Below are 25,574 nucleotides of genomic sequence, written 5' to 3'. Positions count from 1 at the left end.
CTGTAACATGCGTGTTACCCCGGCCGCGTTCGCCCCATTGGCCCTCGTCGCACGGCGGTTGGGGGGGCGGCCGGTCCGGACCGGCCGCCCCACCCCGGTCATCCGGCACGTCCAGCCGCGGGGGCTGTACGGATCGGCCCGGTCACGTCCTTCTCGCTACAGGAGGCACCATGCAACGACGCACATTCCTCAGGGGCACCGCGGTGGCGGCCCTCGCCGCCGTACCCCTCGGCACCTCGATGTCGGTCGACGCCTCGGCGGCCGACAAACCCGTCAGCACCCTGGCCGAGCTCCAGAACGCGATCAACGGCGCCGCCCCCGGCGACCGGATCATCGTGGCCGACGGCACCTACACCGTTCCGGCCGGCGGCGCGATCAACATCTCCGGCAAGAACGGCACCAGTGCGGCGCCCATCACCATCGTGTCCAAGAGCCGAGGCGGCGCGGTCCTGCGCGGCGAACGCGGCTTCGTCCTCGCTAATTCGAGCAACATCGTCATCAGCGGCTTCTCCTTCCGGCAGAGCACCACGCTGGAGATCCCGGAGAGCTGCTCCTCGATCCGGCTGACCCGCAACGACTTCCAGCACGTGGACACTGGTGACCCGTACTGGGTCGTCGTACGGGCGAACGACACGAAGGTCGACCGCAACCACTTCCACAACAAGACCACCACGGGCATCTTCCTGATCGTCGACGGTCCGGACTCGACCGACGACATGGCCCAGAACGTCCACATCTTCCGGAACCACTTCTCCGACCACAGCTTCTCCGGGGACAACGGCGGCGAGTGCGTCCGCCTCGGCGTCAGCGGACGGGCACTGTCCGCCGCGAACGCGGTCGTGGAGTACAACCTGTTCGAGCGCGCCAACGGCGACCCCGAGGCCATCTCGGTGAAGTCCTCCGACAACACCATCCGGTACAACACCATCCGCGACAGCCGCGGCGGGATCGTGCTGCGCCACGGCAACCGCTCCCGGGTGGAGGGCAACTACCTGATCGGCGGCGAGGAGGGCGTACGGCTCTACGGCAACGACCACGTGGTCGTCAACAACTACCTCGCCGGGCTGTCCAAGCGGGCCCTGGTCGTCGGCAGCGGAACCACCCGCGACCACAACTCGGGCGAGACGCAGGAGGAACGGCGCGGCAACGACGCCTGCGACCGCGCGGTCATCGCGCACAACACCCTGGTCGACAACGCCGGGATGCTCTCGGGCGAGACCAACCGGACGTACGAACCCCGGGACGTCGTCATCGCCGACAACCTGCTCGTCGGCAGCACCGGCAGCCTCGTCGAGATGGGGACGACCACCAACTTCACCTGGAAGACCAACATGCTGTGGGGCGCGGCCGCCAACGGCAACATCCCGGCCGGCGGCTTCACCCGGGCCGACCCGAAGCTGGTGGCGGGCCCGGACGGGGTGTTCCGGCTGTCGGCGGGCAGCCCGGCGATCGGCGCGGCCACCCTGACCGGCACGACCGTGGCCGACGACATCGACGGCGACCAGCGCGGCAGCACCCGGGACATCGGCGCCGACGAGTACGCGACACAGCCCGCCCTGCGCCACCCCCTCACCACCGCCGACGTGGGACCGAACGCGGCGTGAGCGGACCCGGGACGACCCGGAACGGGTGACCGGAACACCGGCGAGGCGGCCCGCTCGGGGGCGGGCCATCTCCCCTTCCCGGACGACCGGGAACCCGACGCCGCACGGCCCCGGCCGGCGAGCCGTGCGGGATCATGGAACAACCGCCGCGGGGCGGGCACGGAAAGGCAAAAGGGAAGCAGTGACCATGAGAAGAAGCAGCCCGGTGCGACGCGTCGCGTCCCGATCCGGCCGGGTGGTCCGATGAGCGGGCTGGGGCTGTGCTCGGTCACCTTCCGGCAACTGCCCGCCGACGAGGTCGCGCGCCGCGCCGCGGAAGCCGGGCTCGACCTGGTCGAGTGGGGAGCGGACGTGCACGCCCCCTGGACGGAGCCCGACACGGTCCGCGCCGTCCGCGACGCCTCCGAGCGGTACGGGCTCACCTGCTGCTCGTACGGCTCGTACCACCGCGCGACCCCCGGCGAGACGGACGACTTCCCGGCGATCGTCCGCGCCGCCGCCCTCCTCGGCGCACCACGGATACGGGTGTGGGCGGGCGGCACCGGATCGGACGCGGCCACCCCGCAGGAACGACGGGACACCACGGCCTGTCTGCGGGAGGCGGCCCGGATCGCCGCGGACCACGGACTGGAACTCGGGCTGGAGTTCCACTCGAACACCCTCACCGACACCGTCGCCTCGACGGTCCGGCTGCTGGACGAGGTGGGCGCGGACAACCTCCGCACCTACTGGCAGCCACCGCTCGACGCCCCCGACGACGAGGCACTGGCCGGGCTCGCCGCACTCGTCGACCGGGTCTGTGCGGTGCACGTCTTCTCGTGGTGGCCGGGCAACCACCGCCTGGAGCTGGCCGAGCGCGAGGACCTGTGGACCGGGGTCTTCGACCTGCTGCACCAGCGGGGCGCACGGCCACAGGCGCTCCTGGAGTTCGTGCCCGGCGGCGACCCCGCCGTACTGGCGCGCGAGACCACCACACTGCGACGCGTGGCGGCCCACCGGCCCGGTGCCGCGGCACGGACGAACGCTTCCCATCCCAACACCCCGACGCCAGGACGGTAGACGACAGACATGCGCATCACGGAGAAGGACACACTCCTGTTCATCGGTGACTCCATCACCGACTCGGGCCGCGACCGCACGGACCCGGCGTCGCTCGGCGACGGATACGTCCACGGGATCGCGCGGACCCTGCGCGACCGGGCGGGCACCGGACCGGTCCCCGCCGTCATCAACCGGGGCATCAGCGGCCACCGGGTGTACGACCTCGAACCCCGCTGGACCACCGACGTCATCGACCACCGGCCCACCGTGGTCACGGTCAAGATCGGCATCAACGACACCTGGCGGCGCTACGACCAGGAACTCCTCAGTCCGGTCGACGAGTTCGAGGCATGCCTCGACCGGCTGCTCACGGAGACGGAACGCGGACTGTCCGCACGGCTGGTCGTCATCACCCCCTTCCTGCTCCCCGTCACCCCCGGGCAGGAGGAGTGGTTCGAGGACCTGGCCCCCCGCACCGACGCCGTCCTGCGCACCGCGCTCGCCCACAACGCCCTGGTGGTCCGCGCGGACCTCGTGCTGCCCCGCGCCGCCGAGGACAGCAGCGCGGCGGAACTGGCCCCGGACGGGGTCCACCCGACCCCCCTCGGCCACCGGCTGATCGCCGACGCCTGGTTCGCCGAGGTCGACTCCGCCCCGTCGAACCCCTGACACCGGCACGGCACGAGGAGCGCCGCGGCACATGACGCTCCTCGTGCCGCGGCGCTCCTCGTGACGGGACCGCCCGCCGGGCGGTCCCGTCACCGGGTCAGGAACCGGTGTGCAGCGGCACCGTCAGCTGCTTGAGCCAGGTGCCCGTGGTGAAGTCACGGGCCTTGATGACGACGGAGTGCGCCCCGACCTCGACCTGGAGGCCCTGGTTGAAGGCGCCGCCGAGGGAGACCTCGCCGCCCTTGCCGTCATCCATCCAACCGACCTGCACGGCCGAGGTGTTCACCACGGTGAAGCCCTCCAGGTTGCCGGTGCCGGGAACGACGCGGCGCACCACCCAGTCGGACAGGTTGAGATCCCAGTGGGTGTGCCCCGAGAAGAGGAACACGTCCTTGTGCCGCCCGAGGATCGACAGCAGCCGGTCGGGCTGGAGGTAGTCGTTGAGGTAGAGCTTGTTGTGGGTGCCCGACACCGTGTTGGGCAGCGGGTGGTGGGTCAGCACCATGACGGGCCTGCGGCGACGGGCCCAGTACGCGAGACGGTCCTCCAGCCAGGCGAACTGCGCGTCGCTGATCCACACCTCGTCCCACAGCTTCGCGTCGTGGTAGTGGGAGTAGCGCTCGGTGCCCAGGCTGAGCACGGGCACACCGCCGAACGACGTCTCCGAGTAGACCTTGTTGCGGCCCGCGAAGTTGTAGAAGCTGCGGAAGAGGGAGTCCTCCGTCGTGCCGTTGGGCCAGGTGGCCTCCGCGAGCGTGTTGGGATCGCTGTACTTCGGCACGTAGAACTCGTGGTTGCCGATGGCCCACGCCACGTTCCTGGGGTGCGGGTGGCGCTCCAGGGTCTGCCGGACCGCCGCGTACTCGAAGTCGTAACCGCGCGGGGTGATGTCACCGGCGATGCCGAGACCGGCGCTGTTGGGGTTGATGCGGTGCAGATCGTCCAGGGCCCTGCCGAAGTCGGCCAGATCGCCCTGGATGTCACTGATGATGTTGAACCGGACGGTCCGGCCCCGGTCGGGCCGGCGCGGCGCGGCCTCGGCCGAGGGGGCCGCGAGCCCGGCACCGGCGGCGAGAGCCCCGCCCACCAGCGACGCGCTGCCCGTCGTGGCCATGAACGATCTGCGATCCATCGGTACTTCCTTCGTCTGCGCACCCCCGTCGGATGGGACGCGGGGAGTGTCACCGACAGGGGTTGCCCCTCGGCGTACCGTGGATGTCCATGACCTGAACTGTACGGTCCGATGGCCGAATGAATGCCCTTCGGGCGTGCGGCGCCGGGTGCCGCGGCCGACCGCGCGGGCGAGCCCCCGTCGCGGTGAGCGGTGACGGGCACACGCCCTGCTGGACATGGATCCGGAAGGGGTACGTTGGTCGCGCTGCCGATGGAGAGGACTGCAGAGCATGCGGATAGTCATGTACCGCGAAGGCATCCACCGCACCGCCTACCACATCCACGGCGAGTGCCCGGCGCTGACCGGCAAGCGCGACACCTGCGACAAGTGGGCAGCCGTGCCGGAGGAGGAGGCGCAGCGGTTGGGCCTCGTGCCGTGCTCGCGGTGTGCTGCCTGAGCACTCGTTGCCGGGGGAGGACCGGGGCGGGGCCGTCCAGGCCGCATCCGGCGCCCCGCGTGGCGGGGAGGGGTGGCACGCCGCCCCGGTGAAAGCGTCGGCCGGGTGCGTGAAACCCTTTAGAGTGCGAGGTCCAGGGAGCGGCGAGTCCTTGGACACGAGCCGGGTACGGACAGGGGAGCGGAGCCTGAATGAGGGTGGAACTGCCGCCGGAGCCGATGCACTTCGTCAACCGGGAGGAGGAGAAGGAACGGGCCTTCCGCGCGGTGGAGGAGTGGCAGGGCCGGTCCAGGCCGCTGGTGCTGTCGCTGAGCGGACCGGGAGGTCTGGGCAAGACGGAACTGGCCTATCTGATCGCCCGGAAACTGAGCGACCGCTTCCCGGACGGGGTGCTGTCGGTCGACCTGGACGACTTCCGGGTGGGTGGCGAGACGGATCCCGGTGACGCGCTCGCGCAGCTGCTGGACTCCCTCGGTGTGGAACCGGACTCGCTGGCACGCCAGTTCAAGGCGCGGTGCAGGCAGTACTGGAACAAGACCTTCGACAGCCGACTGCTGATCGTCGTGGACAACGCGCGGTACGCCTCGGAGGTCGTGCCACTGCTTCCGTCGTCGGGCGACAGCGTGGTGATCGTGGCGAGCCACGGCCCGCTGTACGACCTGGCGGACGGCGCCGCCGTCGACCTGGTGCTGCCGCCGCTGAAGGACCCGGCGGCGATGGAACTGCTCGAACTGATCGTCCGGGACCGACGACTGGCCACCGACGCGGAGGCGGTGCGGACGGTGGTGCGGCTGTGCGACGGCCTGCCCGCCGCCCTGCACGTCGCGGGCCGCTGGTTGCGCGCGCACCCGTTGCGACCGCTTCCCCGGCTCATCGAGGAACTGCGGGCCGAACTGGACGAGAAGGGGGTTTCCGGGGTGGAGGACATCTGGGACACGACCTACCGGAACCTTTCCCCGTCGGCGGCCCTGCTCTACCGGCTGCTGCCCCTCCACCCCGGCACGGCGTTCACCCGGGAGTCCGCCACCGCGCTGTCGGGGCTGGGGCCGGAGACGTGCCAGGACGCGCTGGAGGAACTGGCCACGGCAGGGTTACTGGAACTGCGGGTGGTGCGGCCGGAGGAGGAGGGCCGGATGCGGCTGCCGGGGCCGCTGCACGCACATGCCCGGCGCCGGGCCCGCGAGCACGAGACCGGGGGCGAGGCGGCCGAGGCGCAGGTACGGGTGCTGCGCTGGTTCGTACGGCAGGCCCAACGGGCCGACAGACTCGCGGCGGGCCCGCGCCTGATCGTCGCGGACACCCAGGGCTCCGTTCCCGGTGCCCCGGACGTCCCTCTGGAGGACCCGGCGGGGACCGGGGACAAGCAGTCCGAGCGCGCGACGCGCTGGCTGCGCACGGAACGGCACGCGTTGTTCGCGTGCGTGCGGCTGGCCCATGCGCGGGGAATGGACGCGGAGGCCGTGGCCCTGTGCGAGCCCGTGTGGACGTACGCGCTGGACCACCCCCACCGGACCGACGTGTCCGAGGTCTTCCGACTCGGGGCGAACTCCGCCGCCCGGTCCGGGAACGCGGCCTGGCTGGTCCGCATGCGGTGCCAACTCGCCCGTTCCTTCTGGGAGTCGGGGAAGCCGGACGACGCCGGGCGCGAACTCGACAGCGCGTTCGCCGCCCTCCACCTGCTGGGGGACGGCAAGAAGGACTCCAAACTCCGTGCCTCGACACTGGAGTTCCGCGGCACGCTCAGCTCCGTGCGGGGCGACTGGACGGCCGCGGTGGCCGACTTCGCCCGGTCCCGCGAGGTTCATCTGTCGATCGAGAACCACTACGGAGCCATGCTCCAGACCTACCGGATGGGCGAGGCCCACGCGGCACTCGGTGACCTGGAACAGGCGGCCCGCCTGTTGTCCGAGGCGTACGCCGGGGCCACCGAGCAGAACCGCGCCAGGCTGATCGCCCGCACCGGATTCGCGCTGGGCGGCGTCCTGCTCCGCCTCGGCCGTGCCGGGGAAGCCCGTCCGCTGTACGAGCAGGCGCTGGACGGGGCACGCCGCAGGGGTTCCGACTCCGAGCAGGTCCGCGTCCTCGCCGCGCTCGCCGAACTGGCCGACGCGGAAGGCAGTACCGGGGCGGCCGACGGATACCGCACGGAGGCGGAAACCATCCGACGGCACAACGGACTGGACTAGAAGAAGGGCCACGTCCCGCCGGTGCCCCGCTTCGAGGGCCCGGCGGGTTCGAGGGGCCCGGAACCGTGAAGTCGTGCCCGAAGTGCGGTGGGCAACGGGCCCGAGGAGGCGTGTGGAACAGCGGGTGCGCATACACAGGGTCCGGACAGGCGACAGCGAGGTCCGGGTGGTCCGGCTCGCCCCGGCCCCGGCACGACTGGCCCTGCGCGACGACCACCACTGGCTGTCGATGTACGCCGACCGGGAGGGCGTCACCGGGCTCACCGCCATGTGGTCGCTGGCCGCCCGTTCGGCCCGGTCGCTGGTGTACCTGCCAATCCGGTCCAATCCGGCCCCCGGGGACGCCATCGGCGACGGGGTGCCGGTCTCGTTGGACCTGGTCCTGGCCCACCACAGCCTGCAGTTCCCGACCGCCTCCTGGAAGCGGGTACGGGCACGGCTCGGCACCGGCAGGGCGCACACGACAGCCACGCCGGACCGGGACTTCCCCGACGGGGCAGCCATCGACCACCAGCGGTGGTACCACCGGACGTACCGCGACCACCTCGGATTCGACATCGCCGCGCACACCCTCTTCGTCGTGGGGAGCCCCACCGCGTTCCGCGAGCACGGCGCGGCCCTGCGCGACCTCACCGAACAGGCCCCGGCGCACATGCACCGCCACCCGGGCCCCGGGCACTGCTGCGTCGAGCTCAGCTCCGGCCCGTGGACGGAGGCACGGACCCGCGGAAACGTACCCGCCCGCCTGCACATCCAGTACTGCGACACCTGGTGAGAACGGGGACGACGGCTCATCGGGGGAGAATCCCGCCGAGCCCGTGCAGTGTAGGAGGAGAGACATGACGAAGACAACGGATCCACAGTCCTTCGACCGGTTCGCCCTCGACTACGACCGTTTCGTGAGCCTGCTCCCGGGACAGAACACCGCCTGGCTGCGCGGACTCGGCACGACGGGCGGACGCGCCCTGGACGTGGGCTGCGGCTCGGGGCACGCGGTCGAGGCGCTGGCGGACGGTTTCGAGGAAGTCGTCGGCCTGGACCTGAGCCGCCCCCTGATCGAGATCGCCCGGGCCAGGAGGGCCCGGCCCAACGTGCGCTACGTGGTGAAGGACCTGCTGGACCTGGAGGACGCGGCGGGCTTCGACCTGGTCTACAGCCACACCATGTTCCACCACCTGGAGGACTACCGTGCGGGCCTGGAGCATGTGAAGGGACTCGTGCGGCCCGGCGGTACCGTCGCACTGATCGACAACGTGTGCGACCTGTACCCGACACCGCCCCGCAAGGCGTACACCTGGCCCGCGCTGTGGAACTTCCCCGGCGAGATCCACCGTGTGGGGCTTCGCGACGCGTGGTTCCAACTGCGCTTCTGGCACAGCCGTCCGTGGCTGGCACATCTCCTCAGCGACCGCTACCTGTCACGCGAGCAGTTCCGCGAGTTGTACGGGAGCGTCTTCCCCGGGGCCCGGTTCGACGACCTCGGCTTCGCCCTGGCGATGGCCTGGACGGCGCCACGGGAAGAACGCGACGAGGCCCGCACACCGAACACACCTTAGTGCTCCGACCGGGAACGTCTGCGGGGTTGTGTTCGTGGCGGGTCAGTTCGGTGGGACGGTGTACTCCCATCCGGGCCGCCAGCGGGCCGGTGCCCGGACGAGGTCTTCGAGGTCGGCGCCGGTGAGCAGGCAGTCCAGGGCCCATCGGTTGGCCGAGTGGGCGATCAGCAGAATGCGGCTGCCGTCCCACCGGGCGGCCAGGTCGCTGAGGAAGTCCTCGGTGGCGGCCAGAACCTCGCGGTAGCTCTGCCCGCCGGGGAAGGGCTCGTCGATGTGCCGGCCCCGCAGCGGGGCGAGTGCCGCCTGCGGACGGCCGTTGAGGTGTCCGTAGTCGCATTCCCGCAGGCGGCGGTCCTGATGGACCGGCACTGCGGTGCCTGCGAAGGCGATCCGCGCGGTGTCCACGGCGCGGTGCAGGTCGGAGGTGAAAACCGCCGTGATGCCGTCGTTGCGGCGGCGGTCACCGAGTTCCCGGGCCTGTCGGCGGCCGGCCGACGAGAGGGCGCCCGGCAGCCAACCGGTGGCGATCCCCGCCTCGTTGTCGGTGGTGGTGGCGTGGGTCTCGTAGACGAGCCGGATCGGCATCTTTGCCCCGTTCATGGTCAGGCCGTCCGGGAGAGGGCGTCCGCCCCGGCGGATGCCCTTCCCGCTTTCAGCGCGGCCAGGGTGTTGACGGTGCCCTTGCGGCGGCGGTCGTCGCCGACGGAGTGGGCAGCCGTGGCCGTGGAAGCAGATCACGCCGTGGGCGCGGTGGCAGGTCGTCGGCAGGCGGTCGGGCTTGCCCCGGCGCACGATCTGCTGAGGCTTCTGCTTTGGGCAATTGTCAAGACTTGTGGATGTGCGGCTTCGGCTGCTGCCGGCCGCCGTGCTGCCGGGACCAGGTCTCGCGTGTGACCGCGTACTCCACATCGCCGTGCTCGGCTCCCTCGATCGGCTCGGGCCACTCCTCGAAGAAGGTGCGGATCAAGGACAGGCCGGCCTTCTCCATGACCCGCCTCGAGGCAGTGTTGACCGTCATCGTGGTGGCCACGATCCGGTCCACCGCCAGCTCGGTGAACGCGTGGTGCACCAGTGCCCGCGCGCCTTCGGTCGCATGGCCCAGGCCCCAGACGGACGGCAGCATCCGATATCCCAGCTCCGTTCCGCCGTTCAGGCCGACGCTGGTTGCGGGCCGCAGCGAGAACCACCCCAAGAACGCCCCGGATGACTTCTCCTCCGCGGCGAAGCAGCCCTGACCGCTCGGAAGGTCGGCGTACTCGCGGAGGATCCGCGGAAGCTGCTGCTGCTCGACGACTTCCCTGGGCACCGGGCGACCGTCGTCGATCTGCCGCATGACGTCGGGGTGGCCGTGCAAGGCGGCCAGGGCATCGACGTCCGCCCCGGTGAAGCGGCGCAGCGTCATCCTTCCGGTTTCCAAGTAGATGTCCACGGCGGCGATTCGAGCATCCCGCCCGGCGTGCGGCAACTGCTTTCCATTCGCCTGCGCGGACGGGCATACATTCACGCCGCGATCCCCGTGTGCTCGTCGATCAGGACACCCTTCTCGAACCGGGCGCCGGAGCGGACCAGGGCGCCGAGGGAAGCTCCGGTGAGCGCCCGCCAACGTTCCTGGGCCGATTCGACCAGCTCGAACACCATTGCCGATGCCGATGCCGATGCCGATGCCGAGCCCGAGGATAATTCATCGGTGTGCGGGGGGTGTGCATCGCGAACCGGGAGTGGGTGCCCAGGTGATCGAGTTCCTGATCGACATGGTGGGGGGCCTCTTGGCCCCCGATTTCGCTGGGAAACGGCGGGCAAGGGCTCAGGCTCGTGCCTTCGCCGAGGGCGGTGAGGTCCTCTTCGAGGCATGTGTCCTCGGCGACCGCCCGTATTGCAGTCCGGTCATGGTCTTCCTTGCGGCCTCCAGGACTGCTCTGCACGTATCGCCCACCGAGGTGAAGACGCTCGCGCGTCGTGTTCTGCCGGCCGAACACATCGAGATACGCCAGATCCGCAGGCGGGCTCGATCGGATCCCCGGATCATCCGTTCCTTCTGGAACATCGCCGAGTGTCGTGATGGGAGCTTCGACTTCGTGGTCGCCTGTGCACCTGAGCACATGCGCTATTTCATCGGGTCGCTCGGAATGGAAGGCCCCGGACCGAACACCAGAGCTGCCGACTGAATTCGTTGGTCAGTCGTCGAACCAGACGACCAGCCTGACCTCGCCGTCACCGTGCAGTTCGGCCAGGGTGCGCATGACGGTCCAGACAGGGCCCCACTCCTCGTCGGGTACGGTGTCGCGGCGCCTGAGGCGGTCAACACGGAACATCTGGTCTCCATCGATCCACTGGGAGCCTTCCGGGAAGTACTCGCTGGGCCGGACCGCCATGTGAGCCGGCTGTCCGCAGAGGTCGACGAATCGCTGAGGAGCGGAGTAGTGCCGCTGGAGCAACTGCCAGTCGCCCTGCGGATCACGGCAGTACTCGCGGATGTAGGCATCGGGCCGGGCGGACTCCTCATCCCAGTCGACCCGCTTGAGCTCTGCCCAGCTGACCCAGCTCGCGCTTCGCCCGGCCGTCGTCCCATGGCCGTCGCGGACGCGGTTCGACGCGTTGGCAGGCAGTCCACGGACAGAAGCCACCGGTACGAACTGCTCGTTGTCGCAGACGCCGAACAGCGAGCCGAAGGCGTCGTAGTTCCTGGGCACCTTCAGATGGTTCAGGTCGATGGCGGCGTGCCAGAACGATTCCGCCCCATGGTCTCGATAGTCGCGGTGGCACTCGATGAAGCCCTGGATGTCCTTGCCCATGTCGTGATGATGCCGGGTCGGCCTCCACCGGACCAGGCATTGCTCTCCTCGGAACATGACCCGGAAGAAACCCCTAGATCTCTTGCCCGGCTTCCTCGTCCGTGGCCGGGGAGAGGCTGACGTGATGGGCGTGGTCACCGACGACGCAGGTCAGGACGGCCGGGGCGAGGGGTTCGCCCGGCCGGGTGGAACGCCATGCGTGGACGGCGGACAGTGCGGCGGCCGGGTCGACGCGGATGATGCGGCCGTCCGCGTACCGGGGTTCGACGCGGACGGCGTGGACGCGTTCGTCGCCGCGGACCGCGAGCACGCACAGGTCCGGGGAGACGACGGCCGCGGCCGAGCGGCAGCCGGGGTACTCGGAGAGGGCGTGCCGGGCCCAGCCGGCGGCGCTCCACGCCATGTCCTGCGGGGTGGAGGACGGCGGGCCCGGACGGCGGTAGAGCAGACCGGCCGAGCGGGCGAACCGCTCCCCGGCGGCGCCGTGTTCCACCGCCAGGTGGTGTCCGGGCGGGCCGGTACCGGCGGGGCGCCGATCGATCCGGACGCTGTCCGCCGAGATCTCGGCACGCACGTCGAACGCCGCGGGCATGCGGGAGGCGGGTGCCGGGGACGGCAGCAGCCGAGGCGGCACGCGGTGGACCGGCGGAGCGAGGCCGAGGATCGCGTACAACTCGGTCCGCAGGAGTCCCAACGCCTCTCCCCGACCGGCGAACGCGGCTCGGGCGGCCCTGCTCCCGGTGCCCGGCCGGTACGCTTCCAGCGTCTTCCTTACCGTTTCTGCCGGTCCCAACTCCGGTACCTGGCGCAGGAGTTCATCCATCGGGCTGCCGGGGATCAGTTCGGTGCCGCCCCGGTGGACGTTGACCACCGGGCGGTCACGGGCCGCGCAGAAGTACAGCGCCGTCGAGCCGTGGTCGGTGACGAGGGCGTCGGCGGCGATCAGCACGGAGGCCCATTCCTCGTGCGGCCTCGCGAGCACCATGCCCGCGTCGAGAGCCGGTGACAGTCGCTCGGCCAGTTCGTGGTTGCCGAGGAGGCTGTGTTCGTTGGGGTGCACGATCAGCGCCAACTGGTATTCGTCGTGCGGCAGATGGGCGGCCAGCTCGGCAGGGAGCCCGGGGCGCCGGTGCAGCAGTGACTCCGGACCCCAGGTCGAGGTGAGGACGATCAGCTTGCGGGCCCCGGTGCCGAGCGCCGTCCGGTAGCGGTCGCGGAGGGACAGCGAGGCGAGGACGCGCTCCAGGGTGGGGTCGCCGACGACCTTCGCCCGGTCCGCGGCCCGCGGACTCGCCGCGGCCAGCCGGGCGACCTGGTCGGGGTGGGCGAGAGCGTGCAGGGCGGTCGGCGGCGCGTTGTCGGCCGGCATCAGGAACTCCGGGTCCAGCCCGGATGCCGAATCGGCCGAACCCTCGGTCGCGATCGACTTGTTGAACCCGGCGCCGTGCGGGAGCAGTACGTGGCTGCCGCGCAGCAGCCCCAGTTCGCCCTTGGGGCTCGCGGCGAGAACCAGGTCGTACGTGCGCCGGCAGGCATCGTCCCAGGGGATCGTCCGCCCACCGACGGCGTCGATCACGGACAGCGCGTCGACATCGAATTCGGAACCGGGCACCAGGGTGAACAGGCGGGTGATGCGGTCATCGCCGGCGAGGGCCGGAAGCGCGTCGAGGAGGCGGTACAGAGCCACCGCGGACCGAGCCGCGAGAAGCACGACCCGCCCGTCGCCCGTCGCCCGTCGCCCGTCGCCCGTCGCCCGTCGCCCGTCGCCCGTCGCCCGTCGCCCGTCGCCCGTCGCCCGTCGCCCGTCGCCCCAAGCGTCCATCGTAGTGGGGAGTTGCTGGTCATGTCCGGGGTTTCCGCAGATCGGGGGTGGTTGCTCCACGCCGTTCGGCGACGCGGTCCGATCGTACCGCGTCGCTGGGGAGGGGCTCCGGGCGTGATCCGTGACGCACATTCGACAACCCCGGTGCGGGCACCGGCGGACGGCGGGGAGGATGGCGGAATGAGCGAATTGGGAATCGCGCTGATCGCCGCGGGGTCCGCGATCACGGGTGGCGTCGCCACCGGCTGGTTCACCCGCAGCGCGGGATTCCGGCAGGCCGAAGCCGCGCGTCAGGCCGGTGACCGGCAGGCCGACGCGTTGCTCGAAACGGTGCGGATGACGCTCCGGGAGCAGGCGGCCGTTCGGCTGTCGGACCTTCGGCGCCAGACCTATGTGCGGTTCCTCGGCGTGGCGGAGGAGAGGATCCGGACCGAGCGGACCGGGAGGGGCAGGGGTGACGACGACGCCCTTCTGGAAAGCGCCCTGGGCGAGGTCGTCCTGGAGGGGCCGGCGGAGGTCGCCGCCGCCGCGCGGAACGTCGTCGACCGGCTGCGCCGCCACGAATCGCCGGACAGTCTCCTGAGCGCGAAGGAGGATTTCGTCACTGCCGCGCGGGAGGTGCTGAGCGAACCGTCCCCGGTCCGGTGACGACCCGTGGTGGCCGCCTCCGCCGCGACGTGCGGAATCCGGGCCGCGCCGAAGGGAGTTGGACGCCCCCGGTGGGCGGCCCGGGGCCGCCCACCGCGTGTGGACCCTGTTTCGTCAGCTCTCCTCGTCCTCCGCCCGGCGCTCACCCTCCGCCTGGGACGGCTGGGTGCGGGTGGTGGCGGGGTGCCGTTCCTCCGCCGGATCCCTGTCCTCGTCCAGCCGCTCGCCCTCGGCCTGCGAGGGGGTCGAGTACTCGACATCCTTGATCATGATGGCCGCCTCCGAGATCGGGACGCGTGCCTGCACGGCGCGTGGTGCCTACAGATCGAGCCTATCGCTTCGCCCGACAGGGCGAGCGGTGCGCGATGAGCGGCGGGCGGTGGGCGGTCCTGCGTCCGGGCCCGCCGCCACGCCGGTGCGTCAGGCCGTCAGTGTGCGCCGGGGCCGGACACGGGCGTCCAGCGGCGAACCGTCGACGACATGTGCCGTACGGCTGCCGGGGTCGAGCATGACCGTGGCGAGTGTTGCCCAGCGCTGGCCGAGGGGGAGCGCCATGTCGGGCACGCAGCACAGCTGCGGCTCTCCCGGACCCGAGACGAGGAACTCCAGCAGTTCGTCCGGGTCCTGCGGCTGCGGCTTCGGGGCCCGGGCGAAACGGGATGCCACCAGGGCGTGGCGGTCTCCGGAGTCGGGCTGGTAGAGCTCGGTCTTCTCGGCCGCGCGGGGCACCGGGCTCAGGAAGTGGTTGGTCCGGATGAGGATGCCGTCGGTCGGCTCGATCACGAACACGCCCACCGGGGTGATGTCGGTGGTGACGGCCGTCGCCAGGTCGAAGAGGGTGAAGGAGCTGGAGGCGGTGACGGGGGCGGAGCGGACGGTCTCCAGCGCTTCCGCGATCGACGCGGCCTCCTCCAGCACGGTGGCGGCGAGGAGGTGGACGGGGACGCCGCCCACACCGTCCTCGCGGTGCCCGAGAATGTTGAAGTGCAGGGCGAGCCCGGCGCTGTTGACGCCGATCTTGCCCAGGATCCCGTGCTCGGTGATCCCGACCACGTCGTGGCGTCCGCCCCGTACCTCGTGCGTGTGCCAGTGCGGCGCGAGCTCCACGTGCCAGTCCCAGGTCTGCACGCCGAAGGTGCGCGTGGCCGCCGTGTCCGCCCCGAGGCACCGGGCGATGGTCGAGCACTCGCCGGGCCGCCCCGTCCGGCTCTGCGCGAGGATCTCCGTACGCGCGTTGAGGGCGGCGATCCGCCACGGCTCCACCCCGGCACCGGCGGCGACCCCGTCCAGCTCCTCGCGCAGTCGCGGCCGGAACGCGCCGACCGCGTCCGCGGTGCGCAGCGCGTCCTCGCGGACCCTGTCCTCGGTGAGGCGCGCGAGACGGAAGAGCCGGTCGTAGGTCTCCAGGCCGCCGGTGAGGGTGTCCCGGAGCTGCTCGCCCCGCTGCCTGCCGCGTGCGAACGGGTCGGTCGCGTCCACGCGGATGTGCTGTCGTTCGGTGTTCATCTCTTCCTCGTGAGGTCTGGTGTCGGGTGATGTCGTGCCCGGCCCTCGGGGCCGGGGAAGCAGGGACGGTCAGTGCGCCCGGGAGACGGGGGAGGGGAGGTGGCGGCGCATGAGGACCGCGTAGACGGCGGCGGCGATCAGCATGCCGACCGGGAGGGCCAGGTCGACTCCGCCCACGGCGCGGGCCAGCGGCCCCGTGTACAGCTCGGTGCTCACGCACAGGACGGCGGCCGCGGTGCCGGTGACCAGGGCGGCGACCCCGGCCCGGTTGACGCCTCCGGTGTACCAGTACGTGCTGCCCGGGGTCTCGTCCGTGAGCGCGGGGCCGTCGTAGCGGTTGCGGCGCAGCAGGATGTCGGTGGCGTAGACGGCCATGCCGGGGCCGAGCAGGACGACGGTGAGCTGGAGGACGTTGCTGACGGTGTCGAGGAAGTCGGACACGAGCAGCGCGTACAGGGTGAGCGCCACGGCGACGAGTCCGTACACCACGACGCCGAGGGAGCGGCGGATCCTGATGCCCGCGGCCTGGAGGGCGAGCCCCGAGCTGTAGGTGGTCATGGCGTTGATCGCGACGGCGCCCACGACGAGCGAGACCAGGAAGACCGGTGTGAACCAGCCGGGCAGGACGCTTTCGAGCGCGGTCTGCGGGTCGGTCATGTCGATCGCGGTGCCGGCCAGTGTGCCCAGCGCGGTGACCACGACGCTCGGGACGAAGCCGCCGAGCGCCGTCCAGCCCGCGACCCGCTTCGGGGACGTGGTGGGCGGCAGGTAGCGGGCGAAGTCGGCACCGTTGTTGAACGACAGCGGGCCCGAGGCGACGAGGGCGAAGCCACCGAGGAGGGCCGCCCACAAGGGGCCGCCGTGGAGCGGGTCGGCGGGCGTGTAGTCCCAGTGGGCGTGCCGCAGGACGCCGACGCCGACGACGGCGAAGACCGCCACCAGGGCCAGGGTGATCGGAGGGTACAGCTTCAGGATCGTGGCGTGGCCGTAGACGCTGATGGCCAGGGTGGACGCGGCGATGGCCGCCACCGTCGCGATCTTGACACCGGTGTCCGGCTCGATCCCGGCCTTCCGCAGGAGGGAGAAGGCGGCGATCGCGGCCGCGGACAGGTTCAGGGAGACGTAGCAGAGGCAGATGGCCCAGCCGGTGATCGCGGTGTTCACCCGGTTGCCGCGGATGCCGTACATCGTCCGTGTGATCACCGAACTCGGCGTGCCCGACGCGGGGCCGGAGACGGCCAGGAGCCCGACGAGGGCCCAGAACAGGTTGCCCACCACGATCACGGCGAATGTTTGCGGAAGGGTCAGCCCCATGAGGACCAGGGCGCCGCCCACGACCAGGCACAGGTAGTTGACGTTCGCCGCGGCCCAGACCGAGAACAGCTCCCGGGGACGGCCGTGGCGTTCCCGCTCGGGAACGTGGTCGATGCCGTGGGCCTCGATGCGTCCGGCCTGCTCGGACGTCGGGCGAAGATCCGGGACAGCCGTCCGTGGGCCGGGGGCCGTGGAAGTCATGCGCGCCTCCGCGTGGTGGGCGGTACCCACGTACTTGTCTATTGGTCGCACACTCAATAGCATCGGCGGCATGTCGTCAAGGGTTCATGGGGCATCGATCCGGCAGGCTCCGACCGGCTGACGTGCGAGAACGCCCGCCCCTCGCCCCGTGCGCGATGAAAGCGCCGGAGCGAGGGGCGGGGAGGGGGCGGTGGGACCCGGGGGCGTGTTGCGCAGGGTGCGGCGCCCCGGTCACCCGGTGCGGTCGACGACGAACGGGAGCAGCCCGAGGATCTCGCCGAGCGCGACCGGGGCGAGCGGAGCGCTCTCCAGGCTCCGGCGGGCCTGTTCCAACTGTTGCTGGGCCTCGGTCAGCGCGGCGTGGCGACCGCCCGCCTCCTCGACGAGTTCGGCCGCCCGCCGGGCGGTGGTGTCGTCGAGCGGGATTCCGGTGCCGAGCAGTGCCGCGAGCCGCCGGGCGGCGGGGTGGTCCGTGGCCAGGGCCGCGAGGACGGGGTACGTCTTCTTCAGCCGTCGCAGATCGTTGTGCACGGGCTTGCCCGTGACCTCGGGGTCCCCCCAGGTCCCGAGGAGGTCGTCCACCGCCTGGAACGCCACCCCGAGGTGCCGTCCCGCGCGGGTCAGCGCCTCCACGGTCGTGGCGGGGGCCCCGACTAGCACGGCGCCCAGCCCCGCCGCGCAACCCAGCAGCGCCCCCGTCTTGTGCTCGGCCATCCACCGGTACTCGTGCGGCCGCACCGCCTCCGGCCCGGTCCAGGGACGGGACTCGAAGAGCAGGTCGTCGGCCTGGCCGCGCACCAGGTCGGTCAGGGTCCCGGCCAGCAGCCGCACCGCCGCCGCGCCGTGCGGCCCGGGTGCCTCGGCCAGGGTCTGCACCGCCGCGGCGAAGAGCGCGTCGCCCGCGAGGACCGCCGGGCCCGTCCCGTACGCCTTCCACGCGGTGGCCCGCTGTCTGCGGGTCTCGTCGCCGTCCATGATGTCGTCGTGGATGAGGGAGAAGACGTGGATCAGTTCCACGGCGACGGCGCCGACGACCCCTTCCCGGGCCGGTGCCCCGGCCGCCTCGGCGCCGAGCAGTGCGAGGGCCTGGCGCAGTCCCTTGCCCTGCGAGCCCGGTACGGGGGTGCCGTCCGTCGCGTTCCAGCCGAGGGAGAAGGCGGCCATCTCGGCGTGCCACGGGTGCAGATGCCGCACCGCCCGGACGAGTTCCGGGCGCACGAGGTCGCGGCAGCGGGCGAGCACCTCGGGCGGGGTGGCCCGCCGGGTCACTGACGAGGGCGTCATCGGCGTCCGCTCTCCCCGTCCGTGCCGTCACCGGTCTCCCCGTCCGTGCCGTCACCGGCCGGTGCCACCCCGAGTTCGGCGTACGCCTTGTCCACCATCTCCCGGGCGTTGAGCAGGCCTATCCGGTCCAGGGTGCGGCGCAACTCGTCCAGGTCCTTCGCGGTGTCGTCGCGGTCCCGGCCCAGCCGTGCGAGCGACTTGACCAGGCCGAGCCGGGCCAGCGCCTCGCCCCGGGGCTCGGTCATGTCCCGGAACTCCGCGAGCGCCTCCTCGTACATCGCGCGCGCCTCCTCGTACCGGCGGGCGCGGAAGAGGACATTGGCGCGCATCTTGTGGTTGTAGGCGAGCGCGCTGGACAACTTCATTTCCCGGCAAGTGAGTTCGGCCTCCGAGAGCAGGGTCAGCGCGCGCTCCGGATCGTCCCGCAGGGAGACGATGTCGGCGATGCCGCGCAGCGCCCACGCCCGGCCGCGCCGGTCGTCGGCGTTGCCCGCGAGTTCGGCCGCCTCCTCGAACATGGCCAGGGCGGTGTCGAGCGAGCCCGTGTTGCGGTGGATCTGCGCGATGCCCTCCAGGGCCCACACGGTGTGGCGCGCCTCGCCGCGTGCGCGTGCCTCCGCCAGCAGTTGTTCGTGCAGGGCGGCGACGGTTCGGTAATCGCCCTGGATCCGCCCGGTCTCCGCGAGGCCCGCGAGCGAGTAGCCGCGGGCGACGACGTCCCCGCCGCGTTTGCCCATGTCGGCCGCGAGGCCCAACAGGCGGAACGCCAGCCTGAGTTCGCCGCGCTGGCGGGCCAGCGTCCCGCCGCTCCACAACGCCCAGGCCATTGCCCCGAGATCCTCGGCCGAGCGCGCGGCCCGGTAACTGGCCTTCCATGCCAGGTCGGCCTCCGTCACATTGCCGAGCCTGCGGTGCGCCTCGGCCACGGCGAGATTGCACCGGGCCACTTCCCCGCCGGATCCGGAGCGTTCGGCCTCCTTCAAGTGCCGTACGCCTTCAGCCAGTACGTCCGTGAGGGAGGAGTTCACCGACATCTTCGTGAGGGCGCCTTGGTACTCGGGCGCCAGTGCCTTGCTGTGCATGGGAGCCTTTCGCGCGTGGCCGGGGCGGAACCGGAACAGCTATACGCGATGTGTATACATTCGGTGTATAGCTTCCTGGTGTACTGACCCGGGCACTCGTGGGGGTTTGACATGACCTGTCACTCGCGGCGAACCGCCTTGCTGTGGATCAAGACGACGTACGTGGGCCCCGGGTTGCTCGGCGAGCAACAGAAGTCGACACCACCGGTACGGGAGGGCGACGGCCCGGCGTCCCGGCGCGGGTTCCGGCGCGCCGCCCGGCCGGGCGGCGGGTGTCCCCGCCAGGGCCGGGGGCTCCTTGCGGAGCGCCGATCGCGCCCACTGGATAAGCTCGACGAGGGGCCCGGTACCAGAGGGACGGAGGCTCCCATGACGACAATCGAACCGCGTGACGTGCCCCCTCGCCTCGCCATCGGCGCGTTCGTCCTCAACTCCGGCCTGGGCAAACTGAAGGCCGACGCGGAGACGGCGCAGAGCCTGCATGGCATGGCCTGTGTCGCCTACCCGTTCCTGCAGCGGATCGAGCCCGAACGGTTCACCCGGCTGCTCGCCTGGTCGGAGATCGCGGTCGGTGGCACCCTGCTCACCCCCTTCGTGCCGACGCGGTCGGCGGGGCTGGTGCTGACGGGGTTCGCCGGGGGCCTGGTCGGACTGTACCTGCGGGTTCCCGGAATGCGGGAACCGGGCAGTCTGCGGCCCACCCAGAACGGCACCCCCCTGGCCAAGGACTTCTGGATGCTGGGCATCGGGCTCGGCTTCCTGGGTGCGAAAGCCCGTTCCGCGGCCCCGGGCGCTTTTCGGTGCCGACGGCACCGGTGCCGGGGCTGAGGAAACCCACTCAAGGAGTGATCATGAGCGAGTCGGACGAACTCCGCGGCCGTGTACGGCAACTGCGTGCCAAGGCGAAGGACCTGAAGGGCGAGGCCGAGCGGGCCGCCGACCCCAAGGAACGCCGGCGCCTGGAGGACAAGGCCCGCATGCTCGAATCGGAGAGCGAGCAGGTGAGCGGGATGGCGAGCGGGGACATCTATCCCATGGAATGAGGCCGGACGGCACAGCTCCTGAGCCGAGGACCCCGGCGGAGGACGGCGGAGGACGGGGAAGGACGGAAGGACGGAAGGGCGGAAGGGCGGAAGGGCGGAAGGAAGGCAGGGGAAACGGGGAACGGGAAGCGGGAAAGTGGGGGCCGGGGAATCCTGGCGCCGCGCGGGTGTTGCACAAGGGTGTGAGTTCCGTGATCGCATCCACCCGGTTTTCCGTGCTCGACCGCTCCCGCACCCGTGAGGGGCACGACGGCCCCGAGGCACTGCGTGACACCGTGCGCCTCGCCGCGGAGGCCGAGGCGCTCGGGTACCACCGGTTCTGGGTGTCCGAGCACCACGGCGTGCCGGGCGTCGCCGGTTCCGCGCCGACCGTGCTGGCCGCGGCCGTCGCGGCGGCGACCTCCACCATCCGGGTCGGGACGGGCGGGGTGATGCTCCCCAACCACCGGCCCATGGTGGTGGCCGAGCAGTTCGGCGTACTGGAGTCCCTGTTCCCCGGCCGGATCGACATGGGCATCGGCCGCTCGCTCGGCTTCACCGACGGCATCCGCAGGGCGCTGGGCAGCGACCGGCCGGCCGCCGACGACTTCGCGGCACAGCTTGCCGAACTGCTCGGCTGGCTGGACGGTACGCAGCAGGCCCATCCGCAGGTCCACGCCCGCCCCGCCGAGGGGCTGCGCATACCCCCGTTCGTGCTGGCCACCGGGGAGGGCGCCGGCATCGCGGCGACGGCCGGGCTGCCGCTGGTGATCGGTGACCTGCGAGGCCGGGAGAAACTGCTGCGCGCCGTCGAACGCTACCGGCGGGACTTCCGCCCCTCCGCCCGGGCGGCGGAACCGTACGTGGTCGTCGCGGGCACCGTCGCGGTCGCCGGGAACGCGCGGGAGGCCCGGCGGCTGCTGATGCCGGAGGCGTGGTCCATGGCGCACTCCCGCACCCATGGAGTCTTCCCGCCGCTCGGCCCGCCCGACCGGATCGAGACGAGAACCATGACGGAGAAGGAGCGCCGCTTCTACGAGGACGGGCTGAGCGGCCACCTCCAGGGCACGGAGGACGAGGTCGCCGCCGGTCTCGAAACGGCCATCGAGGAGACCGGCGCCGACGAGGTCCTCGTCACGACCAGCACGTACGACCGGGCGGCGCTGGTGGACTCGCTGCGCCGGCTGGCCCGGATCGCGCGCCTGACCCCGCACGGAGCCGTGCCGATCACGCACGGGGAAGTGCCGGCCGGGCACGGGGGAGCGCCGATCATGCACGGAGGAGCCTCGGCCGCGCTGTCCTGACGGTGCCGCGCGGCCGGGTGGCCGGGTGGCCGCGTGCGGGGAGCGTGCGCACCGCGCGGCCGATTCCGTCGGGGCCGGCTCACACGCGGCGCCCCCCGCCCCACCGCGCGGTGCCGAGGGCGGTGCGGGGAACGGTGTTCACCGAACCGGTGCGAAGAGGACCCGGCCCCGCGGCCCGGCGCCCGAGGCGTGTCAGTGTTTCCGTGCCGACCGGTCCAACAGGCCCGTGGCGATGGTGACCTGGGCCGGGTCCAGAGCGGTTTCGCCGTCCTCGATGTCCCACAGCGCGTTCTGCAGGACCCGGCCCAGCGTCCAGCCGACCGCCCGTTCCCGGTCCAGTCCGAGCGTCTCGGTCAGCAGGTCGAAGCGGTGGAGCACCGTGCGCGTCACGTCGCCGGTCGCCACCGCTTCCGCCCAGCGGTTGGTCAGCGCGGGCAGCAGCTCGAAACCGGGATCGCCGGCCAGGGGTTCGGGATCGATGGCCAGCCAGGGCTCCCGTTCGGCGGCGAGGATGTTGTCGTAGTGCAGGTCCCAGTGCAGCAGACGGTCACCGGACTCGCCGACGAGTTCGGCCACCGCGGACGCGCAGGTGCGCACCAGCCGTTGCTCGGCCGGGTCACGCAGTCCGGGCACCGCGCGGGGTGTCTCGTCCAGCATGGCCGCGGCGACATCGGCCAGCCGCCGGATGTCCGGCGGCGCGGGCACCGCGACCAGCCGGGCCAGCAGATCGGCCAGGATGCGCATGGCGGTCGTGTCGTCGGCCACCGACGACAGCGGCCGGCTCGCGTCCAGCCGCTCCAGCAGCATGGTGCCGCTGTCCGCGTCGTGGTCGAGCAGGTGCACCACCCCGTCACCGTTCCACACGCGCAGACCCGACGCGGCCCCGGCGTTGTCCTCGGTGACCTGCTGGAGCTTCAGCACCGCGGGCGTACCGTCCGCACGGATCACCGGCAGCACGAGGGAGGCCATGCCGTGGTCCGGGGGACCGTCCGGCCGCAATGCCCAGCGGTCCAGGAACTCCCCGGCCAGATCGGGCAGCGCGGCGATCCATGCACGGCCGGAGGCGCCGCTGTGCCGGGTGTAGCACGCGGCGAAGGCGTCGGGCACACGGATGGGGCCGGAGGTGTTGGTGCTCACGGAGGTCTCTCCTTCGTCCGGTTCGGATGTTGTGATCACGGGTGCGGGAGCAGCCGTACGGGCCGGGGCCCTGCCCGGTTACGGTCCTGGCCCCGGTCCATGATCGATAGGTTGTCCCGTACGGCCCGGGCGGAGCCGGGCATCGGGGCATGGGCGGGCATTGCGTCCTGGGGGAGTACACATGGGAAATGACATACGATCACGCGTCTCGGCCTATGCGGTGGCCGTCACGGAGGACCGGCTGCTGCTGACACAACTCTCGGAGAGTTCCCCGGTGTTCCTGCCCGGACTGTGGCATCTGCCGGGCGGCGGGATCGATCCGGGCGAGCAGCCGGAGCAGACGCTGGCCCGTGAGCTGTACGAGGAGACCGGCCTCGGACTGCGGGAGGCCCGGCTGGTGGATGCCCGGTCCTACACCGCCCACCGGCTCGGAGTGCACTGGCACCTCGTGGGGCTCTTCTACCGGGTCGAGCTCGCACCCGGCGCGCTCGCGGTCACCAGGACCGACGACTCCACCTCCGCCGTCGCCTGGCTGCCGTTGGCGGACCTGGCGCGGTCGCAGCTGTCGCCCGCGGCGATCGACGGACTGGGCATGATCGGCGCGGAAGGGGCGCAGGAGGCGCAAAGGATGCAAGGGGTGCAAGGGGTGTAAGGAGGGCCGGGGCGCAGGAGCGGCGCACGTGCCGCCGTGCGCCGGGCCGGAAAACCGGATGAGGAATCGGTGACGGAGCAGTGGGATGGGGTGATGGACAGCGACGAGCAGATGACCGTGGACCGGGGACGGTACCCGGACGCGGTGACGCCCTGGGAGCGGAAGACGTGGCGGGAGGCGGCCCTCGACTGGGCCGGGCGGGGGCTCGCCGCGCACGGGCTGCACCGGGCCGGGCCGTGGAAGGTGCGGCTGCGGCCGTGGTCCGTGCTGGTACGGATACCCGTCGCGGACGGCGGCACCGTCTGGTTCAAGGCCAACCCGCCCGCCAGTTCCTTCGAGGCCGGGCTGACCGAAGCGCTGTCCCGCTGGGTGCCCGAGCACGCGCTGCGGCCGCTCGCCGTCGACACGGGCCGGGGATGGTCCCTGCTCCCGGACGGCGGCACGCTCTTCCGCGACGCGCTCGACGCGGCCCGCCCCGCCGCCGACCCGCGCGCCTGGGAGGAGCCGCTGCGCCAGTACGCCACGATGCAGCGCGCGCTGGTCCCGTACGCCGGGGAGATCGAACGGCTCGGCGTCCCCACCGCGCACACGGCCGCGCTCCCCGCCCTCTTCGACCGGGCCGTCGAGGAGAACACCGCGCTCGACCCCGCCGACCGCGGGAAACTGCGCGGGCTGCGGCCCCGGTTCGTGGAGTGGTGCGAGGAGCTCGCGGACACGGGCATCGCCGACACGCTCGACCACTGCGACCTCCACGACGGCCAGCTCTTCGGCACCGGGACCGGCCGCCACACCTTCTTCGACTGGGGCGACGCGGTCGTCGGCCACCCCTTCTGCAGCCTCCTGGTGGCCACCCGGTCGGCTCGCGAGCGATTCGGCCCCGACGTGCTGCCACGGCTGCGGGACGCCTACCTGGAGCCGTGGACGGGCGACGGGCGCACCGCCGCCGGGCTGCGGCGTGCGGTGGGTCCGGCGTGGCGGCTCGGGGCGATCGGCCGGGCACGTTCCTGGGGACGCCTCTTCCCCGGCGCCGGTGTCGGTGCCGGCCTCGGCACGACCGGTGACGCGGAGGGGGCGCGCTGGCTGATGGAACTCTTCACCGAACCGCCCTCGTGACCCTGCGCCGGACCGTCGTCGCGGCTCCTCGCCGAACCGCCGCACGGGACGCACGGGAGGGTTGCCCGTGCGCCCCGTGCGTCCCGTGCGGCGGCGGGCGGTCAGGCGTCGATGCACAGGGACTTCGCGACGGCCGGGGGCACCGGGTAGATCCGCTCGGGAGGCAGCAGCCGCGCGGCCTGCGTCGCCCGGCCGCCCTGGCCGAGCTTCGCTATCTTGCGGACCTGGGGAGTCACATCGGTGAGACCGACGACCCACTCCTCGGCGAACGTACGGATCAGCCCGCGCCCCACCCCGACCTGGATGCTGTAGTGGTTCAGGGCGGCTCCCCGCAGCGAACGCTCGGGATCCCACTGGACGTGCACGGGAGCCCGGGAGACCGCGGCGGGATCGGACGTCGTCAGCACGGCGCGGGACAGGGCCTCCTCCCACCCCTCCCGGGTGATCCGCACCGCGAGGATGCGTTCCTGCCCCGGCTTCTGCGCCCAGTTGCTGCGGTGCATGAGCCACCGGAACGACGGCTTGATCCAGGTCATCCGATTGAACGAGAACGGGGCCACGAACCGGTTCGCCCGCAGGGCCGGATCGGCCACCGCCGATGAGTAGGCTTGGTAGACGACGATCGTCCGGGCGTCGTAGTCGGCCCGTATCTGGTGCTGCGCGGTCATGGACTTCACGCTTTCAGCAGATGTGAACGGCCCGCAAAAGGTTTTCCGGCCCGGCCGGACGAGCCTCGTGCCCCCCGCACCCGCCGTACGTCTTCGGCGCGGTGCACCGACGAAGGGCCGGATTTTCGTGCGCCACCACCAACCGGGCCCACCTCGCGCCGTCTACCGTCCTTTCCGGTGGCGGCGGGGTGCCGCTCCTTCGGAGGTGATCATGGCGAGTACGACAGACCCGACGACGAGGATCGTCACCGCTCTGGAGGCCGGGCTGCCGCGGATGCTGGACGACATCGGGCAGCTGGTGCGTACTGAGTCGCCCAGTGAGGACTTGGCTGCGGTTGTCGGTTGTGCGGGGGTCGTCGCCGGTCTCGGTGCCCGGTTGACCGGTGTGGCGCCCGAGTGGGT

General features: G+C 71.8%; 27 protein-coding genes and 1 pseudogene. 15 read left to right on the top strand and 13 right to left on the bottom strand.

The features are described 5' to 3' along the window. Positions 1-170 precede the first annotated feature (170 nt). The 3 genes from ABZZ04_RS37560 to ABZZ04_RS37550 all read left to right on the top strand — a co-directional run bounded on the left by ABZZ04_RS37560 (position 171) and on the right by ABZZ04_RS37550 (position 3,314). Positions 171-1,604: a polysaccharide lyase 6 family protein gene (locus ABZZ04_RS37560; protein WP_356936731.1), complete on the top strand. Its 1,434-nt coding sequence runs from the start codon at positions 171-173 to the stop codon at positions 1,602-1,604. A 243-nt stretch (positions 1,605-1,847) separates the two neighbouring features. Then, positions 1,848-2,663: a TIM barrel protein gene (locus ABZZ04_RS37555; RefSeq protein ID WP_356936730.1), complete on the top strand. Its 816-nt coding sequence runs from the start codon at positions 1,848-1,850 to the stop codon at positions 2,661-2,663. A gap of 9 nt (positions 2,664-2,672) precedes the next feature. Then, positions 2,673-3,314 carry an SGNH/GDSL hydrolase family protein gene (locus ABZZ04_RS37550; protein WP_356936729.1) on the top strand — a complete coding sequence of 214 codons (642 nt, stop codon included), beginning with the start codon at positions 2,673-2,675 and terminating at the stop codon, positions 3,312-3,314. Between the two features lie 97 nt (positions 3,315-3,411). On the opposite strand, the gene ABZZ04_RS37545 is transcribed toward ABZZ04_RS37550, so the two are convergent. Then, positions 3,412-4,446, bottom strand: a complete 1,035-nt coding sequence (locus tag ABZZ04_RS37545) for a DUF4073 domain-containing protein (protein ID WP_356936728.1) — start codon at positions 4,444-4,446, stop codon at positions 3,412-3,414. A 271-nt stretch (positions 4,447-4,717) separates the two neighbouring features. On the opposite strand from ABZZ04_RS37545, the gene ABZZ04_RS37540 reads away from it, so the two are divergent. The 4 genes from ABZZ04_RS37540 (at position 4,718) to ABZZ04_RS37525 (ending at position 8,627) form a co-directional block, all read left to right on the top strand. Next, positions 4,718-4,885 carry a hypothetical protein gene (locus ABZZ04_RS37540; protein ID WP_356936727.1) on the top strand — a complete coding sequence of 56 codons (168 nt, stop codon included), beginning with the start codon at positions 4,718-4,720 and terminating at the stop codon, positions 4,883-4,885. A gap of 191 nt (positions 4,886-5,076) precedes the next feature. Then, positions 5,077-7,071, top strand: a complete 1,995-nt coding sequence (locus tag ABZZ04_RS37535) for an NB-ARC domain-containing protein (protein ID WP_356936726.1) — start codon at positions 5,077-5,079, stop codon at positions 7,069-7,071. A gap of 124 nt (positions 7,072-7,195) precedes the next feature. Then, positions 7,196-7,846, top strand: coding sequence for a hypothetical protein (locus ABZZ04_RS37530; protein ID WP_356936725.1), 651 nt, complete (start codon positions 7,196-7,198; stop codon positions 7,844-7,846). A gap of 64 nt (positions 7,847-7,910) precedes the next feature. After that, positions 7,911-8,627 carry a methyltransferase domain-containing protein gene (locus ABZZ04_RS37525; RefSeq protein WP_356936724.1) on the top strand — a complete coding sequence of 239 codons (717 nt, stop codon included), beginning with the start codon at positions 7,911-7,913 and terminating at the stop codon, positions 8,625-8,627. A gap of 42 nt (positions 8,628-8,669) precedes the next feature. Here ABZZ04_RS37525 and ABZZ04_RS37520 read toward each other — a convergent pair whose 3' ends face one another. From ABZZ04_RS37520 to ABZZ04_RS37510, 3 genes are all read right to left on the bottom strand, one after another. Beyond that, positions 8,670-9,227 (bottom strand): histidine phosphatase family protein, encoded by a 558-nt coding sequence (locus ABZZ04_RS37520; protein ID WP_356936723.1) that lies wholly within the window; start codon positions 9,225-9,227, stop codon positions 8,670-8,672. Between the two features lie 223 nt (positions 9,228-9,450). Continuing rightward, entirely contained in the window at positions 9,451-10,056 is a 606-nt protein-coding gene (locus ABZZ04_RS37515; RefSeq protein ID WP_356936722.1) for a GNAT family N-acetyltransferase, read from the bottom strand. A 71-nt stretch (positions 10,057-10,127) separates the two neighbouring features. After that, positions 10,128-10,265, bottom strand: coding sequence for a hypothetical protein (locus tag ABZZ04_RS37510; protein WP_356936721.1), 138 nt, complete (start codon positions 10,263-10,265; stop codon positions 10,128-10,130). 92 nt (positions 10,266-10,357) lie between these two features. On the opposite strand from ABZZ04_RS37510, the gene ABZZ04_RS37505 reads away from it, so the two are divergent. Continuing rightward, positions 10,358-10,792, top strand: a complete 435-nt coding sequence (locus tag ABZZ04_RS37505; protein WP_356936720.1) for a hypothetical protein — start codon at positions 10,358-10,360, stop codon at positions 10,790-10,792. 9 nt (positions 10,793-10,801) lie between these two features. Here ABZZ04_RS37505 and ABZZ04_RS37500 read toward each other — a convergent pair whose 3' ends face one another. Together ABZZ04_RS37500 and ABZZ04_RS37495 are read right to left on the bottom strand one after the other, a co-directional pair. Next, complete coding sequence (locus tag ABZZ04_RS37500; RefSeq protein ID WP_356936719.1) at positions 10,802-11,419, bottom strand: hypothetical protein; 618 nt, start codon at positions 11,417-11,419, stop codon at positions 10,802-10,804. 73 nt (positions 11,420-11,492) lie between these two features. After that, complete coding sequence (locus ABZZ04_RS37495; protein WP_356936718.1) at positions 11,493-13,106, bottom strand: translation initiation factor 2; 1,614 nt, start codon at positions 13,104-13,106, stop codon at positions 11,493-11,495. Positions 13,107-13,421: 315 nt separating this feature from the next. Here ABZZ04_RS37495 and ABZZ04_RS37490 point away from each other — a divergent pair, with 315 nt between their 5' ends. Then, positions 13,422-13,889 (top strand): hypothetical protein, encoded by a 468-nt coding sequence (locus tag ABZZ04_RS37490; RefSeq protein ID WP_356936717.1) that lies wholly within the window; start codon positions 13,422-13,424, stop codon positions 13,887-13,889. Positions 13,890-14,003: 114 nt separating this feature from the next. Here the strand turns inward: ABZZ04_RS37490 and ABZZ04_RS37485 are convergent, their stop codons facing one another. The 5 genes from ABZZ04_RS37485 to ABZZ04_RS37465 all read right to left on the bottom strand — a co-directional run bounded on the left by ABZZ04_RS37485 (position 14,004) and on the right by ABZZ04_RS37465 (position 19,276). Continuing rightward, a complete protein-coding gene (locus ABZZ04_RS37485) occupies positions 14,004-14,159 on the bottom strand; it encodes a hypothetical protein (protein ID WP_356936716.1) in 156 nt (51 codons plus the stop codon). A 150-nt stretch (positions 14,160-14,309) separates the two neighbouring features. Then, positions 14,310-15,395 (bottom strand): C45 family peptidase, encoded by a 1,086-nt coding sequence (locus tag ABZZ04_RS37480; RefSeq protein ID WP_356936715.1) that lies wholly within the window; start codon positions 15,393-15,395, stop codon positions 14,310-14,312. Positions 15,396-15,464: 69 nt separating this feature from the next. After that, positions 15,465-16,910 (bottom strand): cytosine permease, encoded by a 1,446-nt coding sequence (locus ABZZ04_RS37475; protein WP_356936714.1) that lies wholly within the window; start codon positions 16,908-16,910, stop codon positions 15,465-15,467. Between the two features lie 231 nt (positions 16,911-17,141). Further along, complete coding sequence (locus ABZZ04_RS37470) at positions 17,142-18,194, bottom strand: polyprenyl synthetase family protein (RefSeq protein ID WP_356936713.1); 1,053 nt, start codon at positions 18,192-18,194, stop codon at positions 17,142-17,144. Beyond that, positions 18,191-19,276: a tetratricopeptide repeat protein gene (locus tag ABZZ04_RS37465; RefSeq protein WP_356936712.1), complete on the bottom strand. Its 1,086-nt coding sequence runs from the start codon at positions 19,274-19,276 to the stop codon at positions 18,191-18,193. Before ABZZ04_RS37465 ends, ABZZ04_RS37470 begins: the two co-directional genes overlap by 4 nt. A gap of 369 nt (positions 19,277-19,645) precedes the next feature. On the opposite strand from ABZZ04_RS37465, the gene ABZZ04_RS37460 reads away from it, so the two are divergent. The 3 genes from ABZZ04_RS37460 to ABZZ04_RS37450 all read left to right on the top strand — a co-directional run bounded on the left by ABZZ04_RS37460 (position 19,646) and on the right by ABZZ04_RS37450 (position 21,602). Further along, positions 19,646-20,104, top strand: coding sequence for a hypothetical protein (locus ABZZ04_RS37460; RefSeq protein WP_356936711.1), 459 nt, complete (start codon positions 19,646-19,648; stop codon positions 20,102-20,104). Between the two features lie 23 nt (positions 20,105-20,127). After that, on the top strand, positions 20,128-20,319 hold the full coding sequence (locus ABZZ04_RS37455; RefSeq protein ID WP_356936710.1) for a DUF6381 family protein: 192 nt from the start codon (positions 20,128-20,130) through the stop codon (positions 20,317-20,319). Positions 20,320-20,501: 182 nt separating this feature from the next. Then, the gene (locus tag ABZZ04_RS37450) at positions 20,502-21,602 is read left to right on the top strand and encodes an MsnO8 family LLM class oxidoreductase (protein ID WP_356936709.1); all 1,101 of its coding nucleotides are present in this window, start codon (positions 20,502-20,504) and stop codon (positions 21,600-21,602) included. Between the two features lie 192 nt (positions 21,603-21,794). On the opposite strand, the gene ABZZ04_RS37445 is transcribed toward ABZZ04_RS37450, so the two are convergent. Beyond that, positions 21,795-22,739, bottom strand: a complete 945-nt coding sequence (locus ABZZ04_RS37445) for an aminoglycoside phosphotransferase family protein (protein ID WP_356936708.1) — start codon at positions 22,737-22,739, stop codon at positions 21,795-21,797. A 181-nt stretch (positions 22,740-22,920) separates the two neighbouring features. Here ABZZ04_RS37445 and ABZZ04_RS37440 point away from each other — a divergent pair, with 181 nt between their 5' ends. Further along, on the top strand, positions 22,921-23,391 hold the full coding sequence (locus ABZZ04_RS37440) for an NUDIX domain-containing protein (RefSeq protein WP_356936707.1): 471 nt from the start codon (positions 22,921-22,923) through the stop codon (positions 23,389-23,391). Between the two features lie 93 nt (positions 23,392-23,484). Beyond that, positions 23,485-24,504, top strand: coding sequence for a phosphotransferase (locus ABZZ04_RS37435; protein ID WP_356936732.1), 1,020 nt, complete (start codon positions 23,485-23,487; stop codon positions 24,502-24,504). Positions 24,505-24,605: 101 nt separating this feature from the next. Here ABZZ04_RS37435 and ABZZ04_RS37430 read toward each other — a convergent pair whose 3' ends face one another. After that, positions 24,606-25,172: a DUF4291 domain-containing protein gene (locus tag ABZZ04_RS37430; protein WP_356936706.1), complete on the bottom strand. Its 567-nt coding sequence runs from the start codon at positions 25,170-25,172 to the stop codon at positions 24,606-24,608. A 211-nt stretch (positions 25,173-25,383) separates the two neighbouring features. On the opposite strand from ABZZ04_RS37430, the pseudogene ABZZ04_RS37425 reads away from it, so the two are divergent. Beyond that, positions 25,384-25,574: pseudogene (locus tag ABZZ04_RS37425) on the top strand (hypothetical protein); the annotation flags it as partial.

Origin of the sequence: Streptomyces sp. NPDC006435 (assembly GCF_040612315.1) — a bacterium.
Lineage (GTDB): Bacteria > Actinomycetota > Actinomycetes > Streptomycetales > Streptomycetaceae > Streptomyces.
This window is presented reverse-complemented; position numbering and strand designations above follow the sequence as displayed.

Excerpts from the sequence above, each read along its gene's own strand:
- ABZZ04_RS37500 (WP_356936719.1), bottom strand. The coding sequence starts at position 11,419 with ATGGGCAAGGACATCCAGGGCTTCATCGAGTGCCACCGCGACTATCGA.
- ABZZ04_RS37550 (WP_356936729.1), top strand. The coding sequence starts at position 2,673 with ATGCGCATCACGGAGAAGGACACACTCCTGTTCATCGGTGACTCCATC.
- ABZZ04_RS37525 (WP_356936724.1), top strand. The coding sequence starts at position 7,911 with ATGACGAAGACAACGGATCCACAGTCCTTCGACCGGTTCGCCCTCGAC.
- ABZZ04_RS37485 (WP_356936716.1), bottom strand. The coding sequence starts at position 14,159 with ATGATCAAGGATGTCGAGTACTCGACCCCCTCGCAGGCCGAGGGCGAG.
- ABZZ04_RS37480 (WP_356936715.1), bottom strand. The coding sequence starts at position 15,395 with ATGAACACCGAACGACAGCACATCCGCGTGGACGCGACCGACCCGTTC.
- ABZZ04_RS37535 (WP_356936726.1), top strand. The coding sequence starts at position 5,077 with ATGAGGGTGGAACTGCCGCCGGAGCCGATGCACTTCGTCAACCGGGAG.
- ABZZ04_RS37465 (WP_356936712.1), bottom strand. The coding sequence starts at position 19,276 with ATGCACAGCAAGGCACTGGCGCCCGAGTACCAAGGCGCCCTCACGAAG.
- ABZZ04_RS37440 (WP_356936707.1), top strand. The coding sequence starts at position 22,921 with ATGGGAAATGACATACGATCACGCGTCTCGGCCTATGCGGTGGCCGTC.
- ABZZ04_RS37510 (WP_356936721.1), bottom strand. The coding sequence starts at position 10,265 with ATGGTGTTCGAGCTGGTCGAATCGGCCCAGGAACGTTGGCGGGCGCTC.
- ABZZ04_RS37455 (WP_356936710.1), top strand. The coding sequence starts at position 20,128 with ATGAGCGAGTCGGACGAACTCCGCGGCCGTGTACGGCAACTGCGTGCC.
- ABZZ04_RS37520 (WP_356936723.1), bottom strand. The coding sequence starts at position 9,227 with ATGAACGGGGCAAAGATGCCGATCCGGCTCGTCTACGAGACCCACGCC.
- ABZZ04_RS37545 (WP_356936728.1), bottom strand. The coding sequence starts at position 4,446 with ATGGATCGCAGATCGTTCATGGCCACGACGGGCAGCGCGTCGCTGGTG.
- ABZZ04_RS37555 (WP_356936730.1), top strand. The coding sequence starts at position 1,848 with ATGAGCGGGCTGGGGCTGTGCTCGGTCACCTTCCGGCAACTGCCCGCC.
- ABZZ04_RS37490 (WP_356936717.1), top strand. The coding sequence starts at position 13,422 with ATGAGCGAATTGGGAATCGCGCTGATCGCCGCGGGGTCCGCGATCACG.
- ABZZ04_RS37540 (WP_356936727.1), top strand. The coding sequence starts at position 4,718 with ATGCGGATAGTCATGTACCGCGAAGGCATCCACCGCACCGCCTACCAC.
- ABZZ04_RS37435 (WP_356936732.1), top strand. The coding sequence starts at position 23,485 with ATGGACAGCGACGAGCAGATGACCGTGGACCGGGGACGGTACCCGGAC.
- ABZZ04_RS37560 (WP_356936731.1), top strand. The coding sequence starts at position 171 with ATGCAACGACGCACATTCCTCAGGGGCACCGCGGTGGCGGCCCTCGCC.
- ABZZ04_RS37430 (WP_356936706.1), bottom strand. The coding sequence starts at position 25,172 with ATGACCGCGCAGCACCAGATACGGGCCGACTACGACGCCCGGACGATC.
- ABZZ04_RS37470 (WP_356936713.1), bottom strand. The coding sequence starts at position 18,194 with ATGACGCCCTCGTCAGTGACCCGGCGGGCCACCCCGCCCGAGGTGCTC.
- ABZZ04_RS37475 (WP_356936714.1), bottom strand. The coding sequence starts at position 16,910 with ATGACTTCCACGGCCCCCGGCCCACGGACGGCTGTCCCGGATCTTCGC.
- ABZZ04_RS37460 (WP_356936711.1), top strand. The coding sequence starts at position 19,646 with ATGACGACAATCGAACCGCGTGACGTGCCCCCTCGCCTCGCCATCGGC.